Here is a 17,066-nt window from a genome sequence, read left to right as displayed (position 1 = left end):
AGGCTTCATGGACGACGGCTATTCGGTTCAGACGACGGCGGCCGAGAGCGCCGAGGTCGGCGGCCTGGACACGCTCCAGGCGCTGAAGGATGCCGACACCTTTCTGGTGGCAGACAGCTGGGGCGATCTGAAGGGCGGGGCTGATGGCCTGTTCGACCACGACACCCGCATCCTGTCGCGCTTCATCATGACCGTGGGTCTGGCCCGGCCGTCGAAGCTGAGTTCCGGGGTTTCGCGCGACAATGTCTTCTTCACCGCCCATACGACCAACCGGCCGCTGCCCCCGATGGGCGGACGCTCGGCACCGGCGGGAGTGCTCCATATCGAGCGCCGCCGCTTCGTCTGGGATCGCCGGATGTTCGAGCGCATCCGGATGGCCAATCATGGGATCGAGGACGTCCTGCTGCCGCTGGCCTTCGACTTCGGGGCCGACTTCGCCGACATCTTCCAGGTGCGCGGCACGCCGCGTGAGACGCGCGGCACGGGCCATGCGCCGACGAACGACGGCCGCCGCGTCACCTTCCGGTACACTGGTCTGGACGAGGTCGTCCGCGCCAGCTGCCTGGCCTTCTCCGAGCCGCCCGCCCGCCTGAGCACCACCCGGGCCGAGTTCATGTTCAGCCTGCCGATGGGCAAGTCGCTGGACCTCTATATCGAATGCGGTGCCGACGCCTGCTCGACGCCCGACCCGGCGCGCTGGCGAGAGAATGCCGTGGCCGCCCGCCTGGCGATGCGCCGTCGTCGTCGTCGGGGCGCCTCGCTGAGGGGGCCGCGCAGCCCGCGCTTCAATGCCTGGCTGGACCAGTCGCGCGCCGACATCGCCCTTTTGACCACAGACCTGCCGACCGGCCCCTATCCCTATGCCGGCACGCCCTGGTTCTCGACGCCGTTCGGGCGCGACGGGATCATCAGCGCCTGGCAGATGCTGTGGCTGGATCCGTCGCTGGCCAGGGGGGTGCTGACCTATCTGGCGGCGCGTCAGGCGACGGAGACCTCGGCCTTCCAGGACGCCCAGCCCGGCAAGATCATGCACGAGACCCGCGGCGGCGAGATGAGCGCCCTGCGCGAGGTGCCGTTCGGCCTCTACTACGGCGGGGTCGACACGACCTGCCTGTTCGTCGCCCTGGCCGGAGCCTATGCGCGCCGGACCGGTGATCTCGACCTGATCCGCCAGCTCTGGCCCAATCTGGTCGCCGCGACCGAGTGGATGCGGGACTATGGAGACAGTAATGGCGACGGCCTGATCGACTATCAGCGCGCCGCCGAGACCGGACTGTCGAACCAGGGCTGGAAGGACTCCGAGGATTCCATCTTCCACGCCGACGGTCGCTTCCCCCGGGGACCGGTCGCCCTGCTGGAGGTCCAGGGCTATGCCTTTGCCGCCTGGAACGCGATGGCCGAACTGGGCGAACACCTGACCGACGGCCGGGCCAAAGCCTGGCACATCCATGCCGAGGAGGTCCGCCAGCGGGTTGAGGAACGGTTCTGGATGGAGGACCAGCAGTTCTATGCCATCGCCCTGGACGGCGACGGCAACCCCTGCGAGGCCATCGGCTCCAACGCCGGACACCTGTTGTTCACCGGCCTGCCGACCGCCGATCGCGCGAGCGCCGTTTCGCGGCGTCTGCTGGGGGCGGAGTTCCGGTCGGGCTGGGGCATCCGGACCCTGGCGCGGGGCCAGCCGCGGTTCAATCCGATGAGCTATCACAACGGCTCGGTCTGGCCGCACGATACCTCTCTGGGCGTCGCCGGCATGGCGCACTACGGAGAGCGCGACGCCGTCGCCATGATCCTGGGCGAGATCTACGCTGCGGCCAGCCACTTCAACATGCGATTGCCAGAGCTGTTCTGCGGCTTCGAGCGGCAGGCGGGCGAAGGTCCCATCGCCTATCCGGTCGCCTGCCTGCCCCAGGCCTGGGCGGCGGGGTCGGTGTTCCTGATGCTGCAGGCCGCGCTGGGGATCACGATCGACGCCTTCGCCCGGACGATCACCGTCAATGCCCCGACCCTGCCCGACGGCATCGAACGCCTGACCGTCAGTCGGCTTCAGGTCGGCGAGGCCAGCGTGGACCTGGCCTTCCAGCGCCTGGGTGACCAGGTGGTGGTGATGCCGAGGAACCGGGTGGGTGAGCTCAGGATCGTGCAGACGCAGTGACGGCGACCAGCGACGGCTAGGTGCCGGTTCAAAAAACACCGTCCGACCCGTCAGACCCGTTCGCTTGGCTGATGTCGATCGCGGCACCGCTGGGTCGCCGCCAACGCCTTCGGTGCCTTAGTTTAGGAACAGGCACCTGCGGCTTGCGCGCCGTACTGAGCCTGGGCTTCGGTGTATTTGTCGCCAGAGCTGGACGACAGTTGTTCGACAAGCCCTCGGCACGAGAAACCGGTCATGTTCAAATACTGCTCGGCCGACCTCGCGGCATTCGCGTTCCAGTCGACGTCGAGGCTATCCACGGCCACTGTCGCGTCTGCGACGTCATAGCCGTCACCATACTCGGAAGAGAGCTGAGCGATCAGGCCATCACGCGAGAAGCCGGTCATGCTCAGATACTGCCTGGCCGACCTGACAGCGTTCCTCTGAGGTCCCGTCAAGGTTGAAGCCTCGTCGTTCGCCTGGGCTCGTTCGTCAGCTGTCGCCGCTTCCGCCGGGCTGCCGGCGGCCGTACTCTCCACCCCGCACGAAACGAGCAGCAGGCTGGCCGCGACCAGGCTTCTGTGGATCGTCTTGCTCCAGATCATCGCGTCATGTCCCCCTTGGTCGGCACCCATTGCCCTGGCTCAACTCTACCGAGCGCGCAGGGAAATGGGCAAGGGTGATGAACGCGGGGCGGATCGTGGCGAAGTCTGCTTGGCTGGAACGTGCCTGTCTATTTCGGGCCGCACTCTAGACAGTGCAACGCGCCCGCCCGCCGACGAAATTATGTGCAGAGGTCAATGAGGGCGGGGGTTTGGCCCTATGTCATCCCGCGTAATCCCGCCCGGTCCCGGACGCCAGCCGGTCTTGTCCCCTCACAGACAGCCAGATCAACGCAACGGCAGTATAGGATATTTTCCTTCACGCGCCCGCTCGCATGGCCAGGGCGCGCTCAAGCGCCTTGCTGAAGACTGTCGGTAACGCCGCCGAAGCTTCCCGCTCATCCGTCCAGAGGAAGTCCCCCTCCCCCTGCCCCACCCGCACAGCAAGCGTCAGGGAGAAGTGGGTGAAAACGTGCTCGATGGTGCCGGCGTCCGCCCAGTCGGCGGCGACCGGTGGCGTGGCGTCGGGCTCGCCCTCGGTCCAGTCGCTGGTGGGCAGGCCGACCATGCCGCCGAGCAGACCCTTGTCCGGCCGTCGCACCAGCGCCACCCGCCCCTGACCGTCGCGCAGAACCCAGGCGATGCCCTGCCGGTGCGGCCGCGCGGCCTTGGCGGCCTTGACCGGATAGCGGTCGGGCTGTCCCTCGCTCCGGGCGGCGCAATAGCCGCTGATCGGGCACATCAGGCACAGGGGCGATTTCGGACGGCAGATGGTGGAACCCAGGTCCATCAGGGCCTGGGCCCAGTCGCCGGGACGGTCGTCCGCGACCAGCGTCCCCGCCAGCCGCTTCAGCTCCGGCCGGGCGGCGGGCAGAGCGGTCTGGACGGCGAACAGGCGCGACACCACCCGCTCCACATTGCCGTCCACGACGTTGGCCGGGCGGTCGAAGGCGATCGCGGCGACGGCGGCGGCCGTATAGGCCCCGACCCCCGGCAGGGCCAGCAGGCCCGCCTCCGTATCCGGAAAGACTCCGCCATGGTCGTTTGCCACGGCCCGGGCGCAGGCCAGCAGGTTGCGGGCCCGGGCGTAATAGCCCAGCCCCGCCCAGGCAGCCATCAGCTCGCCGTCCTCCGTCGCCGCCAGGTCCACGACCGTCGGCCAGCGGGCGGTGAACCGCTCGAAATAGGGGGTGGCGTGGGGCACGGTGGTCTGCTGCAGCATGACCTCCGACAGCCACACGCGGTACGGATCGGTGCGCGCGGTCGATCCCGGCGGGGCGCGCCAGGGCAGGCTGCGGGCATGGTTGTCGTACCAGTCCAGCAGGGCGGCGCGCAAAGTCATGACGTCGGAAGAGAGCATGACGTCCCTTACCTTCTCCCTCCCCCTCGGGGGAGGGTGGTCGCAGCGAAGCGGAGACCGGGTGGGGAGGACAGGGCAAGTCAGACCCAAAGCCTGCGCGCGGTCGCCTTGCCGTCCCCACCCGGTCGCTGCGCGACCTGCCCTCCCCCGAGGGGGAGGGAGAAATCCATGCGGCTGTGCTACTCTTCGGCCGTGAAGCGCGATCTGCCCACCGAAAGCGAAACCCGCGAGATCCTGTCGCGGCGACGGACCCGGCCGATGCCGCGCCCGGCCCCCCCGGTCGGCCGCTCGCTGGCCCCCTTCATCAAGGAGCTGGACGAGAAGTTCGGGCGCGGCGCCGGCGCGCTGGAACCGCGCTGGCGCGAGATCGTCGGCGACCAGCTGGCCCGCGTCACCCGGCCGCAGAAACTGACCAGAGGCCGCGCGGGAAGCGGCGGCACGCTGGAGCTGAGGGTCGCAGGCCCCGCCGCCCTGCTGGTCCAGCACCAGTCGGCCGACATCCTGGCGCGGGTCAACCTGTTCCTGGGCGCCGGGGCCGTGGACAAGCTGCGGATCGCGCAGGGACCGGTGAAGCCGTTGCCGATGGCGGCGGCCTCGACCCGAGGCGCACGCCGCCGGATCGACCCGCTGGACGCGGCCGCCGAAGCCGAACTGGCCCGCTCGGTCGAGGCCGCGCCGGACGCGCTGAAGGCCGCGCTGGCGGGGCTGGGACGGGCGGTGCTGTCGGACGCGGCGAAAAGGGGGCGGTAAGCCGCCGGTCCCTCAGAAGGTCGATCTTGACTCAGGATCGAATTGTTAACAATTTCTTAACCGACAAAGCTGAACGCAATGGAGGCGTGATTATGAAAGTAATTAAAATTTCGGTTGCAGCTGCGCTAGGTCTGGCGGCACTGATGAGCTCAAACGTTTCAACGGCGCAAACTGGTCAAGTTTGTGATTATAAGTATGAACCTAGATGCAGATATGGCCAAAATGGTTCATATCAGTGCACATATGTTTTGGTGTCCGTCGATTGTCGTCCTATTACTACAACGGCAAACTAATTATCACGTTGACAGCGACCTATAGCGGCCATTGGCAACAGATAACCAGAGAATTCATTCCAGGACACTCGGCGGTCGCCATCTGTGTCCATCAAACTAATCCAAACGTTTGAACCCGCTTCGGCAGGTTCAAACGGACTGGAGACATCCCCGCGGGTTCCCAGCGGGGTTTCCAGCCCGGAAATATAGCCGTCCTTATCAGCGTCGGTGAGCGCGAAACTGTTGCGATAGAAAGCCTCGGCCTCTGCCGCATTGGCTCCGTTGAGTATATCCGGGCCAGATACGCGGACAACACGCTCTGTGCTCCCCGACATTGTCATGCCCGGCGGTACGCAGCTTATGAGCGTCGTCAGAGCAATGACTATCATGGGCGCAATTCCTGGGGCCGATAGGGCATCAGGCTGGACATGTTTGATTAAGAATGGGCTAAGGCGTTTTCCTGCGGTCCAGTTGATGCATTGGCACGCGCTGAGCCCCCGTCGGTTGACAAAACTTCGCCGCACCTGTTCTCGACAACCATGGTCGTCGCGCATCCGAGGGGAATCGCGCGATCATCCGGACCGAGTTCTTGAGGGAAGACGCCATGCGCGCCGAACGACCTTTCAAATATGCCTCCATGAGCCGTCGTGCGGCTGCGACGGGCGCGGCCCTGGCGGCCATGATGGCTCTGGCCGGATGCTCGGGAAGCGGCAATGGCGCAGCGGCCGAGGGCGACATGTCGCTGGGGGCCGCCGAGGGGGCCAAGGTCACGGTGGTCGAATACGCCTCGGTCACCTGCAGCCACTGCGCTGCCTGGCAGGAAGAGGTCTATCCCGCGTTCAAGGCCAAATACATCGACACGAACAAGATCCGTTACGTCTTCCGCGAATTCCCTACCAACCCGGAAGCGGTCGCGGTGGCCGGCTTCCTGGTCGCGCGCTGCGCCGGCCCGGACAAGTATTTTCCGGTGATCCACGAAATCATGGCCAGCCAGAACGAGATCTTTGGCGGAACGCCGCCGCGCACGGTTCTGCTGCGCATCGCCAACGGGGCCGGCCTGAGCGAGGAACAGTTCCAGACCTGCGTAACCGACAAGGACGCCATCGCGGCGATGGAAGGACGGATCAAAGCGGCCATCGATGCGGGCGTCGACGGCACGCCGAATTTCTTCATCAACGGCGAAAAGGTGGCCGACAGTTCCCTGGCCGGTCTGTCGGAGAAGATCGACGCCGCCCTGGCGGCGAGCTGAGCCGGTGATGAACGTGCGCAATCTGTGTCTGGCCTTCCTGGCGTTGACCCTGTCCGCCTGTGGAGGCGGCTCCAGGGCGCCAGCCGAGGGCGATATGGCGATGGGCGCGGCCGAGGGGGCCAAGGTCACCGTGGTCGAATATGCCTCGCCCACCTGCCCCCATTGCGCTCTCTGGCAGCAGAACACCTGGCCGGCATTCAAGGCCGCCTATGTCGACACCAACAAGGTCCGATACGTGTTCCGCGAACTGCCAACCCCGCCGACCGACATTGCGGCCGCCGGCTTCCTGCTGGCCCGCTGCGCGGGTCCGGACAAGTATTTCGACGTCATTCACGCCATCATGGAAAGCCAGTCGGAGTGGCGCACGGGGACCAACCCACGCGACAGTCTGATCCGGATCGCGGGCGGCGTCGGGATCGATCAGGCTGCCTTCACCGCCTGCGTCACCGACCCCAAGGCCATCGCGGCGCTGGAAACCCGGGTCAAGGCGGCCACCGATGCGGGCGTGATCAACACACCGACCTTCCTGGTCAACGGCACGCGCGTGGCAAGCCCGGGTGGCGAGGGTACGGTCATGGCCGATCTGGCCCCGGCCATCGATGCGGAACTGGCGAAATAATCCGATGATCCGACGGCTGTTTCTAATTCTGGCTCTTGCGCTGGCCCCGATCTCCGCGGCCGCCCAGACCACCGCCGCCCCGCCGGCCGTGACCGCCAGCGACCGCATCATGGGCCGGGCAAATGCCCCCGTGACGGTGATCGAATATGCGTCGCTGGTCTGCTCGCACTGCGGCGAGTGGCACAGTACCGTCTATCCGGAATTCAAGCGCCAGTTCATCGATACCGGCCGCGTCCGTCTGGTGTTCCGCGACCTCCCGACCGCGCCCGCGCCGGTCGCAGCCCGCGCCGCCGGGATCGCCCGCTGCGCTGTCCCGGCTCGCTTCTATGACGTGCTCGACGCCTTCTTCGACGGGCAGGACGCCCTGTTCGCCGGTGGAGCGGTCGCGACCTGGTATGCATCCGGCATCGCCGCCAGTGGCAGGACCCAGGCCCAGATCGACGCCTGTCTGGCCGACCCCGCCACGCTGGCAGGGGTGAGGGCTTCGGTCACCGGGGCGATGGCGGCCGGGGTCGAGGGTACGCCCACCTTCTTCGTCAACGGGCGCCGGGTCGCCGACAGTTCCCTGACCGGTCTGACCGCCGCGATCACGCCGCTTCTTGCGCCTGCGCGGCGACGTTAAGGGGCCCAGGTGCAATTCCAGCGCCTTCGGCTCGTCGGCTTCAAGTCCTTCGTCGATCCGGCCGAGGTGCAGATCGAGCCCGGCCTGACGGGCGTCGTCGGGCCGAACGGCTGCGGCAAGTCCAACGTGCTGGAATCCATGCGCTGGGTCATGGGGGCCAACTCGGCCAAGGCCATGCGCGGGACCGGCATGGACGACGTGATCTTTGCGGGGGCGTCGAACCGCCCGCCCCGCAACCATGCCGAAGTCCAGCTGACCATCGACAATGCGCAGAGGAAGGCGCCCCAGCCCTTCACCGACAGCGCCGTCATCGAGGTGTCGCGCCGTATCGACCGGGGCCAGGGCTCGACCTATCGCATCAATGGCAAGGAGGTGCGGGCGCGGGATGTGCAGCTGTTGTTCGCCGATGCCTCGACCGGAGCCAACTCTCCGGCTTTAGTGCGTCAGGGGCAGATCAGCGAACTGATCGCCGCAAAACCGCAGAACCGTCGGCGCATCCTGGAAGAGGCCGGCGGGGTCGCGGGACTGCATACGCGGCGGCATGAGGCGGAGCTGAGGCTCAAGGCCGCCGAGACCAATCTGGAGCGTCTGGACGACATCGGGCGCGAGCTGGAGACGGCCCTGACCCGGCTGAAACGCGAGGCGCGGCAGGCCGAGAAGTACAAGAAGATCTCGGCCGAGATACGGGCCCTGCAAGCGGCCCTGCTGTTCGTGCGCTGGAACGACGCGCGACTGGCGGCAGAGGCGGCAGCGGAGGAGCTGGCCGAGGCCGACCGGGCGGTGGCCGAGGCGACCGGTGCCGCCGCGCGCGCCCAGACGGCGGCCCTGGCGGCCCAGGAGGGGCTGAAGCCCGCGCGGGAGGAGGACGCGGTCGCGGCGGCCCTGCTGCACCGGGCCAGTCTGGAACGCGACCGGCTGGACATGGCGGAACAGCAAGCGCGGGCAGAGGTCGACCGTCTGACCGCCGAACGCCAGCGCATCGCCAATGATACCGAACGCGAGATCGCCATGGCCGGCGATGCCGGAGCCGAACTGGCACGGCTGGGCGAGGCGCTGGAGGGGCTGACGGCCGAGGTCGAGGCGGCACCGGAACGCGGCCCCGAACTGGAGCGGGCGCTGGCGGCCGCGGAGGATGCGCGCCGGGTGGCCGATGCCGAGGTCGAGCGGGTCGCCGGCACCCTGGCCGCGGTCGAGGCGCGGGCCAATGCCGAGACGGCCCGGAAACGCGACGCCGAGGCGCGGGTGGCGCGGGCGCAGGCCGCCCTCGATGCCGCCCGCCGCGAACGCGAGGCCCTGGGACCGCTGGAAACGCCGGAATTGGCAGAGGCGCGGGTCGCTCTGGAGGCGGCGACGACGGCACTGGCCGAGGCGCGCGCGGCCGTCGAAGCTGCGGAGGCGACGCGGGGCGATCTGGCCCGCACCGAGCAGGAGGCGCGGACCGCGGCGCGGACGGCCGAGGACCGACTGGGTCGGTTGCAGACCGAGGCGCGGGGGCTGGCGTCGCTGCTCGTCTCGACCCGCCGGGATCATCCGCCCGCGCTGGACAGGGTCTCGGCCGCGAAAGGCTATGAGGCGGCACTGGCGGCGGCGCTGGGCGACGATCTGGACGCCGCCCTGGATCCGAAGGCAGCGGCGCACTGGGGCGGGGCGGATGCCATTCCGCCGGTCTGGCCAAAGGGGATCGAACCCCTGGCGGCGAAGGTGGAAGCGCCGGACGCGCTGGCGGCCCGGCTGGCCTTCTGCGGCATTGCCGACCGGGCCGAGGCTCCACGTCTGGCCCGGGGGATGCCGCCCGGGGCCCGGCTGGTGACGCGCGAGGGGGACCTGTTCCGGTGGGACGGGTTCGTCAGCCGCGCCGAGGCCCCCCGCCCCGCCGCCATCCGCCTGGCCCAGCGGTCGCGGCTTTCGGAACTGGAGGCCGATATCGATGCCGGAAAGCCTGCACTGACGGAGGCGCAGGCGGCCCTGAAAGCGGCGACCGAAGCCTTCCGGGCCTCCGAGGAGGCGGTGAAGACCGCCCGTCTGCAGCCCTTCGCCGCCGACAAGGCCGTCACGGCGGCCCGCGAACGCCTCGAGGCGCTGGGCCGCGACCAGGCCCGGCGCGAGGCCCGGGCCCAGGCGCTGGACGAGACCCTGACCCGCCAGACCGCCGAGGTCGAGGCGGCGGAAGCCGCCCTGGCCGAGGCTGCCTCGGTGGACACGCCGGCGGAGACGCAGCAGGCGCTGAAGGACGAACTGACGGCTACCCGCACGGCGGCGGACGCAGCCCGATCGGCGTCGGCCGCGGCGCGGGCGGACCGGGACGCCGAGGCCCGCGAGCGCGACGGGCGCGAACAGCGTCTGACCAGCCTGACCCGCGAGCGCGACGGCTGGGCCACGCGCGCCCGGGACAGCACCGCCCGCATCGCCGCTCTGGAAGCCGATGCGACCCGCATCGCCGCCCTGCTGCTCCAGGCCGCGCGCGCGCCAGAGACGCTTGCGGCCCAGCGGTCGAAGCTGATGGATGCCCTGACCGCCGCCGAGACCCGTCGCAAGGCCGCCGCCGACGCCCTGTCGGTCGCAGAAGGGCTGGCCGGGGAAGCCGATCGCGCCAGCCGGGCCGCCGACAGCGCCGCCGCTGTCGCCCGGGAGGCCCGCGCCGGTCTGGCCGCCCGCGCCGAGGCCGCTGCCGGACGTCTGACCGAGGCCGAAACCAATGTGCGCGAGACGGCCCAGATGTCGCCCGAAGACCTGGGTCAGAAGCTGACCGACGACGCCATCGCCCGCCCGCCGGATGCGGCCGGGGCCGAGAGCCTTCTGTACGGGCTGGAGCGCGAGCGCGAGCATCTGGGGGCCGTCAACCTGCGCGCCGAGGACGAGGCGGAGGAGTACGGGGCGCGGCTGAACACCATGCGGATCGAACGGTCCGACCTGACCGGGGCCATCGCCCGCCTGCGTGACGGCATCGACGAGCTGAACGCCGAGGGCCGCGAGCGGCTGACCGCCGCCTTCGACGTCATCAACGACAACTTCAAGAGCCTGTTCGAGACCCTGTTCGATGGCGGTCAGGCGGAACTGAAGCTGGTCGAGAGCGACGATCCGCTGGAAGCAGGGCTGGAGATCTTCGCCTGTCCGCCGGGCAAGCGGCTGTCGGTCATGAGCCTGATGAGCGGGGGCGAGCAGGCCCTGACGGCGGCCGCCCTGATCTTCGCCGTCTTCCTGGCCAATCCGGCCCCGGTCTGCGTGCTGGACGAGGTCGACGCCCCGCTGGACGACGCCAACGTGGACCGCTTCTGCCGGATGCTGAACGCGATGCGCAACCGCACCGACACCCGCTTCATCGTCATCACCCACAACCCGGTGACCATGAGCCGGATGGACCGTCTGTACGGCGTCACCATGCCCGAGCGGGGGGTGTCGCAACTGGTCAGCGTGGACCTGAAACAGGCGGAGACCCTGGTGGCGTGATGCTTGGCTTCCCTCTCACTGAGGGAGAGGGCTTGAGGCTCGCAGAGCGAAAGCGATGCGCCTTCAGCCGAAAGGGTGAGGGGTTACGGTGCGAACCGGCTGGCGCATACCCCCTCACCCTTTCGCGCAAGTCTGATCGCCTTCGGCTCTCAGGCGCTCAAGCCCTCTCCCGCTGGGAGAGGGAGCACAGAGTTCCGAAATGCCGACACCCGATCCTTCGGCAGGGCCTGCGGGCAGTCATCGCGCATGAAGGCCAGCATCTTCTCGCGGATTTCGCAGCGAAGGTCGAAGGCCACCGGGGCCGAGCGGGCGCTGGCGAGGCAGCGGACCTGGGCGACGCGGTCGGTGATGTCGGTGACCTGCAGATTGACGACATCGCCGTCCCACAGCGGCGATGCGCGACAGATGCGCTCCAGCTCGGCCCGCAGCCGGTCCATCGGCGCCTCGTAATCGACGTACAGCATCGCGGTGCCGATCAGGCGCGAGGTTTCGCGCGTCCAGTTCTGGAACGGCGTCTCGATGAAATAGCTGAGCGGCAGGATCATGCGCCGCCAGTCCCACAGCTTGACCACCACATAGGTCGAGGTGATCTCCTCGACCGTGCCCCACTCCCCTTCCACGATGACGGCGTCGTCGATGCGGATGGGCTGGGCGGTGGCGATCTGGATGCCAGCGATCAGGTTCTTCAGCACCGGCTGCAGGGCCAGGCCGGCGATGATGCCCACGACCCCGGCGGAGGCGAGCAGCGAGATGCCCCACTGGCGCACCGCCCCGATCGTCATCAGCGCCATGGCCACCGTCACGGCCCCGATCAGGATGATGGCAGCGCGCTGCAGGATGCGGGTCTGGGTGATGTGCTTCCTGGCGACGAGGTTGTCCTCGGCCGCCATGTTGAACTTGCGCATGTAGACGATCGCCCACATGTCGACCGCCCCGGCCACGATCCATCCCAGCACCAGGATGGTCGCGAACAGCAGCACGGCGCGGACGCTGGCCGACGGCGCCGGGTCCAGCGGCGAGACGGTGATCGAAAAGCCGATGGCGATCAGGATGATCAGGATGCGCAGCTTCTTGCGCGCCCGCTCGACCACGCCGCGCCAGAACAGGTCGCGGGTCTTCACCAGGCGCCGCAGGATCGAGAACACCACGCGATGGACCAGCCAGCCCGCGCCGGTGAACACGACCACGACGATGGCCACGACCGCCCACTCCGGCAGCCAGTAGAACTGGCGCCAGAGCACGGCGATCCGGTGGGTCAGGTCGACGATTTCGGGGGGCATCCGACCCCAAACGCACGGCTACGCCCATGGTTCGAAAGCGACCGCCGACGTCGCCCTACATATTCGGATAGTTCGGCCCGCCGCCGCCTTCGGGCGTGGTCCAGACGATGTTCTGCGACGGATCCTTGATGTCGCAGGTCTTGCAGTGGACGCAGTTCTGGGCGTTGATCTGGAAGCGCGGCTCCGACTTCGTCGCCTCGTCGGCGTAGAGCACCTCATAGACCCCGGCCGGGCAATACAGGCGCGCAGGCTCGCCGTATTTCGGCAGGTTGACGCGGATCGGCACCGACGGATCGAGCAGCTTCAGATGCGCGGGCTGTTCCTCGGCATGGTTGGTGTTGGAGATGAACACCGAGGACAGCTTGTCGAACGACAGCTTCCCGTCCGGCTTCGGATAGGCGATCGCCTTGTGCTTCGAGGCCAATTCGGTCGAGGCCGCATCGGTCTTGCCGTGTTTCTGCGTGCCGAAGACCGACAGGCCGAACAGGTGGTTGGTCCACAGGTCGAACACGCCGAACGCCCCGCCCAGGGTGGTGCCGAACTTCGACAGCAGGGGCTTGGCATTGCGGACGCCCTTCAGCTCCCTGAACACCCAGCTGGCCTCATAGGCCGCCTGATATTCGACCAGTTCGTCGCCGGCCCGGCCCGCGATGACGGCGTCATAGGCGGCGTCGGCAGCCAGCATGCCGGTCTTCATGGCGTTGTGGCTGCCCTTGATCCGCGGCACGTTCACGAAGCCGGCGGAACAGCCGATCAGGGCCCCGCCCGGAAAGGCGAGTTTCGGCACCGACTGCCAGCCGCCCTCGGTGATCGCCCGCGCCCCGTAGGAGATGCGGGTGCCGCCCTCCAGGTGTTCGGCGATGGCGGGGTGATGCTTGAAGCGCTGGAACTCGTCAAACGGCGACAGATGCGGGTTCTTGTAGTTCAGGTGCACGACGTAGCCGATGGCCACGTAGTTGTCGCCGAAGTGGTACATGAAGCTGCCGCCGCCGGTGTGCTCGTCCAAGGGCCAGCCGGTCGTGTGCTGGGCCAGACCGGGCTGGTGCTTCTCCGCCGGGACCTGCCACAGCTCCTTCAGGCCGATGCCGTATTTCTGCGGCTCCTTGCCCTCGGCCAGCTTGTGGCGGGCGATGATGGTCTTGGCCAGCGACCCACGCACGCCCTCGGCGATGAAGACGTATTTGCCGTGCAGCTCGATGCCGGGTTGGAAGTCGTCCGTGGGCTGGCCGTGCTTGTCGATGCCGAAGACGCCGGCGACGACGCCCTTCACCCGGCCGGTGGGTTCGTCCCAGACGACGTGGCTGGCGGCCATGCCGGGATAGACCTCGACGCCCAAAGCTTCAGCCTGCTCGCCCAGCCAGCGGGCGACGTTGGCAAGGGAGGCGATGTAGCAGCCGTCGTTGTGCATCATGGGCGGCAGCATCGCCATCGGAAGGCTGGCCTGACCCATGGGGCCCAGGATCATGAACCGATCCTTCGTCACGGGCGTCTCGAGGGGTGCGCCGCGTTCCTTCCAGTCGGGGAACAGTTCGCGCAGGGCCTTGGGGTCGATCACGGCCCCGGACAGGATGTGCCCGCCGACCTCGGCCGATTTCTCCAGCACCGCGACGGTGATCTCCTTGCCGTCCTTCGCCGCGCGCTGCTTCAGGCGGATGGCGGCCGACAGGCCGGCCGGGCCGCCGCCGACGATGACGACGTCGTATTCCATGACCTCGCGCTCGACGCCCTTCAGCGCCTCCAGCGGCGGCAGGTTGTCGATGATGGCGTCCTGCGCCGGGGTCTCGGCACCGCCTTCGAAGGCTTGTTCGGTCACGGGGTCGGGAATCCTTGGTTTTGTCTGTGCACCCGCCTTATCGGAAGGTGACGCGAGGGCGGTCAAGGCCTATCCCTGACGCATCCGACCATGAACGCCCAGCCCCACGATACCGCTGCGATGGAAAGCCTGCTCGCCTTCTGGCGCGATGCGGGCGTGGACGCGTGCTTCGAGGACTCCCCGCAGGACCGGACGATCGTCGTGGCCCCCGCGCTGAAGGCGGTCACCAGGGCCACGGCCTCGGTCACACCGGTGGTGAACATGGGGGACGCGACGGCCGAGGCGCGGCGGCTGGCGAACGACGCGGAGACGATGGAAGCCCTGGCCGGAGCTGCCGCGGCCTTCAAGGGCTGCGAACTGGTCGGGATGGGCGCACGCGGCTGCGTTTTCGGCCGGGGCGACCCCCACGCGCCGATCCTGCTCGTCGGCGAGGCACCCGGGGCGGAAGAGGACGCGGCGGGTCAGCCTTTCGTGGGACGGGCAGGCAAGCTGCTGGACCGGATGCTGGCCGCCGCCGGGCTGGCAGACCGGGTCTTCATCACCAACACCGTCTTCTGGCGTCCACCCGGCAATCGCACCCCGACCCCGCAGGAGCAGGCGGTCTGCGCGCCCTTCTTGGAGCGGGCCTTCGTCCTGATGAAACCCCGCGCCGTTCTGCTGCTGGGGGCGGCGGCCGCACGGTCGGTGCTGCGAACCGAGGACGGCATCATGAAGGTGCGCGGCCAGTGGCGGGACTGGCGTTCGACCGAGGGGGACGTGTCCGCACCGGTCATCGCAACCCTGCATCCGGCCTTCCTGCTGCGGCAGCCCCAGGCCAAACGGCAGGCGTGGGCCGACATGCTGGAACTGGCCGCCCGGCTGGACGGCGACACCGACGGACCCGCGCTATCTGACGTCTGACGCCGATGTGATTGAAGTTAACAGGGGATTCCGGCATAGTCCCTGCTTGACGACCGATCGCAGACCGCGCGTTTGATCCCGAATCGAGACTGAATTGATCCCGGGGGACGCGTCGCACGAGGGGGCCGCCGCCTTGTTCAAAATCCGCCGCCGCGCGTGTCTCGCGCCGACGCTTGCCCTGGTTCTGGCCGCTCTGTCGGGTGTCGCCTCCCCGGCGTTCGCCGCGTCCGGTGACGTTGCTGGACCCGAGGCGACCGTCTCCGATTCCGATGACCAGAACGGCCCGCGCATCACACCGACCGCCCTGTCGAACGCCGACCGCCTGAGCTACACCAATGCCTTCGACGCCTTGCGGCGCGGCGATCTGGCCAGGGCCCGCGCCTCGGCAGAAGCAGCGGGCGACCGTGTCCTGGTCGGTCAGGTCGAGTTCGAGCGCCTGTTCCACGCCGACTATACCGCCACCTATGAAGAGCTGGCGGCCTGGCTCCAGACCTATGCCGACCTTCCGTGTGCCCAGCGGGTCTATGCCCTGGCCATGCGTCGTCGCCCGGATGGTGCCGAGGAGCCTCGCCGCCCGACCGGCACCTTCTTCAGCCGCACCTGGGATGCGGTCGCGGCGGCCGGTGGAAACTCCGAGGCCGACCCGGCCAAGGCCGCGCGCGTCGCCCTGAACCATGACGATCTGACCAGCGCCCTGACGCTGGGCGAGCAGATCGGCGACTGGTGGACGGTGGGACTGGCCGCCTGGCGAACCGCGGACTATTCGCGCGCCTTTGCCGCCTTCGAGCGCGTCGCCAACGACCCGACGGAAGACGCCTGGATCCGGGCCGGAGCCGGTGTCTGGGCCGCACGCGCCGCCGGACGGTCGGGCCGCCAGGACCGGATCCACGAGTTCCTCGTTCTCGCCGCCCGCTGGCCGGCAACCTTCTACGGCCAGATCGCCCTGCGCCAGATGGGCGAGGAGCCGGTCGTCTTGAACGGCGGGCCGGTTCCCTATTCCGCCGTGGTCCGGACGGTTTCGGTCACGGACGAGCCGGTCGGGGTCAACCAGCGCGAACTGGACAATTTCGTCCAGAACGACCCCCGCGCCCGTCGCACCGTCGCCTTCTATGAGATCGGGCGGCGCGGCGATGCCCAGGACGAGCTGCGTACCGGCCTGCGCACGGCAACGGACCGCACCCGGCGTCTCTGGACCGGTCTGGCCCGCGTCCTCGCCCCGAGACTCATGGGGTCGAACGGCGGCGACGTCAGCCGGATCAATGCCGAGAACTATCCGATGCCCGAGCTGGCGCCGGACGGCGGCTGGACGCTGGAACGCTCGCTGGTCTATGCCATCGCGCGCAAGGAAAGCGGTTTCAACGCCCAGGCCCGCTCGCCCGTGGGAGCGTATGGCCTGATGCAGGTCATGCCGACGACGGCGGCCGAGATGACCGGCGATCGCAGCTTCGTCTCCAGCCCGCAGCAGCTGTTTCAGCCGGCGACCAATGTGCGTCTGGGTCAGGTCTATGTGAACCGCATGCTGGCGCGGCCCGAGTTCCAGGGTGACCTGCTGCGTGCGGTTTCCAGCTACAACGCCGGGCCGGGTCCGATGCTGGACGCCCTGCGTCGGCTGGGGCCCGATGCCGATCCCCTGTTGCTGATCGAGACGATCGACGTGCCCCAGGCCCGCGAATACGTCGAAAAGGTCGTCGCTGCCTACTGGATCTATCAGCGCATGACGGGTGGACCGCTGAACACCCTGGACGCCCTCGCGGCCGGTCAGACCCTGATCCCGATCAGTCTGGACTATGTGGCCCCGCCGCCCCAGCCGCCGGCCACGCCGAATACGCTGGAAGGTGTGCTGGTCGCGTCGGCTGCACAGCCGGCGGGCACGCGCTGATTACAGCAGGCTGCCGACCAGCGAGGCGGACAGGCAGCACACGACCAGGATGAAGATCGCATAGGTCATCAGCGTCGGACGGCGCGGGGCGACCGGCGTGAGCTGATTTGCGACGGGCGACTGGGCGGACATGGCGGCA

Annotated in this window: 14 protein-coding genes; 8 read left to right on the top strand and 6 right to left on the bottom strand. The window is 68.5% G+C overall.

The genetic code is table 11. The features are described from left to right. Window positions 1-7: 7 nt before the first annotated feature. Complete coding sequence (locus tag O3139_RS06125) at window positions 8-2,155, top strand: amylo-alpha-1,6-glucosidase (protein ID WP_269516108.1); 2,148 nt, start codon at window positions 8-10, stop codon at window positions 2,153-2,155. A gap of 122 nt (window positions 2,156-2,277) precedes the next feature. On the opposite strand, the gene O3139_RS06120 is transcribed toward O3139_RS06125, so the two are convergent. Continuing rightward, complete coding sequence (locus O3139_RS06120) at window positions 2,278-2,739, bottom strand: Ltp family lipoprotein (RefSeq protein WP_269516107.1); 462 nt, start codon at window positions 2,737-2,739, stop codon at window positions 2,278-2,280. A 316-nt stretch (window positions 2,740-3,055) separates the two neighbouring features. Next, the gene (gene mutY, locus O3139_RS06115; RefSeq protein ID WP_269516106.1) at window positions 3,056-4,096 is read right to left on the bottom strand and encodes an A/G-specific adenine glycosylase; all 1,041 of its coding nucleotides are present in this window, start codon (window positions 4,094-4,096) and stop codon (window positions 3,056-3,058) included. A 192-nt stretch (window positions 4,097-4,288) separates the two neighbouring features. Here mutY and O3139_RS06110 point away from each other — a divergent pair, with 192 nt between their 5' ends. Next, window positions 4,289-4,846: a DUF721 domain-containing protein gene (locus O3139_RS06110; RefSeq protein ID WP_269516423.1), complete on the top strand. Its 558-nt coding sequence runs from the start codon at window positions 4,289-4,291 to the stop codon at window positions 4,844-4,846. A 289-nt stretch (window positions 4,847-5,135) separates the two neighbouring features. On the opposite strand, the gene O3139_RS06105 is transcribed toward O3139_RS06110, so the two are convergent. Continuing rightward, entirely contained in the window at window positions 5,136-5,507 is a 372-nt protein-coding gene (locus tag O3139_RS06105; protein WP_269516105.1) for an EF-hand domain-containing protein, read from the bottom strand. 215 nt (window positions 5,508-5,722) lie between these two features. On the opposite strand from O3139_RS06105, the gene O3139_RS06100 reads away from it, so the two are divergent. From O3139_RS06100 to O3139_RS06085, 4 genes are read left to right on the top strand one after another with little or no spacing between them, the layout of a single operon-like run. Continuing rightward, the gene (locus tag O3139_RS06100; RefSeq protein ID WP_269516103.1) at window positions 5,723-6,367 is read left to right on the top strand and encodes a DsbA family protein; all 645 of its coding nucleotides are present in this window, start codon (window positions 5,723-5,725) and stop codon (window positions 6,365-6,367) included. A 7-nt stretch (window positions 6,368-6,374) separates the two neighbouring features. Continuing rightward, entirely contained in the window at window positions 6,375-6,986 is a 612-nt protein-coding gene (locus O3139_RS06095; RefSeq protein ID WP_269516102.1) for a DsbA family protein, read from the top strand. 4 nt (window positions 6,987-6,990) lie between these two features. Continuing rightward, window positions 6,991-7,608, top strand: a complete 618-nt coding sequence (locus O3139_RS06090; protein ID WP_269516101.1) for a thioredoxin domain-containing protein — start codon at window positions 6,991-6,993, stop codon at window positions 7,606-7,608. A 9-nt stretch (window positions 7,609-7,617) separates the two neighbouring features. Further along, window positions 7,618-11,055 carry an AAA family ATPase gene (locus tag O3139_RS06085; RefSeq protein ID WP_269516100.1) on the top strand — a complete coding sequence of 1,146 codons (3,438 nt, stop codon included), beginning with the start codon at window positions 7,618-7,620 and terminating at the stop codon, window positions 11,053-11,055. A gap of 149 nt (window positions 11,056-11,204) precedes the next feature. Here the strand turns inward: O3139_RS06085 and O3139_RS06080 are convergent, their stop codons facing one another. Next, the gene (locus O3139_RS06080) at window positions 11,205-12,335 is read right to left on the bottom strand and encodes a mechanosensitive ion channel family protein (RefSeq protein ID WP_269516099.1); all 1,131 of its coding nucleotides are present in this window, start codon (window positions 12,333-12,335) and stop codon (window positions 11,205-11,207) included. A 55-nt stretch (window positions 12,336-12,390) separates the two neighbouring features. Beyond that, window positions 12,391-14,043, bottom strand: coding sequence for an electron transfer flavoprotein-ubiquinone oxidoreductase (locus O3139_RS06075; protein ID WP_269516422.1), 1,653 nt, complete (start codon window positions 14,041-14,043; stop codon window positions 12,391-12,393). A gap of 195 nt (window positions 14,044-14,238) precedes the next feature. On the opposite strand from O3139_RS06075, the gene O3139_RS06070 reads away from it, so the two are divergent. Both O3139_RS06070 and O3139_RS06065 read left to right on the top strand, forming a co-directional pair. After that, a complete protein-coding gene (locus O3139_RS06070) occupies window positions 14,239-15,048 on the top strand; it encodes a uracil-DNA glycosylase (protein ID WP_269516098.1) in 810 nt (269 codons plus the stop codon). Window positions 15,049-15,181: 133 nt separating this feature from the next. Continuing rightward, entirely contained in the window at window positions 15,182-16,927 is a 1,746-nt protein-coding gene (locus O3139_RS06065; protein ID WP_269516097.1) for a lytic transglycosylase domain-containing protein, read from the top strand. Here the strand turns inward: O3139_RS06065 and O3139_RS06060 are convergent, their stop codons facing one another. After that, window positions 16,928-17,059 (bottom strand): hypothetical protein, encoded by a 132-nt coding sequence (locus tag O3139_RS06060; RefSeq protein ID WP_269516096.1) that lies wholly within the window; start codon window positions 17,057-17,059, stop codon window positions 16,928-16,930. Window positions 17,060-17,066 lie beyond the last annotated feature (7 nt).

Origin of the sequence: Brevundimonas subvibrioides, assembly GCF_027271155.1 — a bacterium.
Lineage (GTDB): Bacteria > Pseudomonadota > Alphaproteobacteria > Caulobacterales > Caulobacteraceae > Brevundimonas > Brevundimonas subvibrioides_D.
Note: the sequence above shows the minus strand (reverse complement) of the source record. Positions and strands in the feature narration are given on the sequence as shown.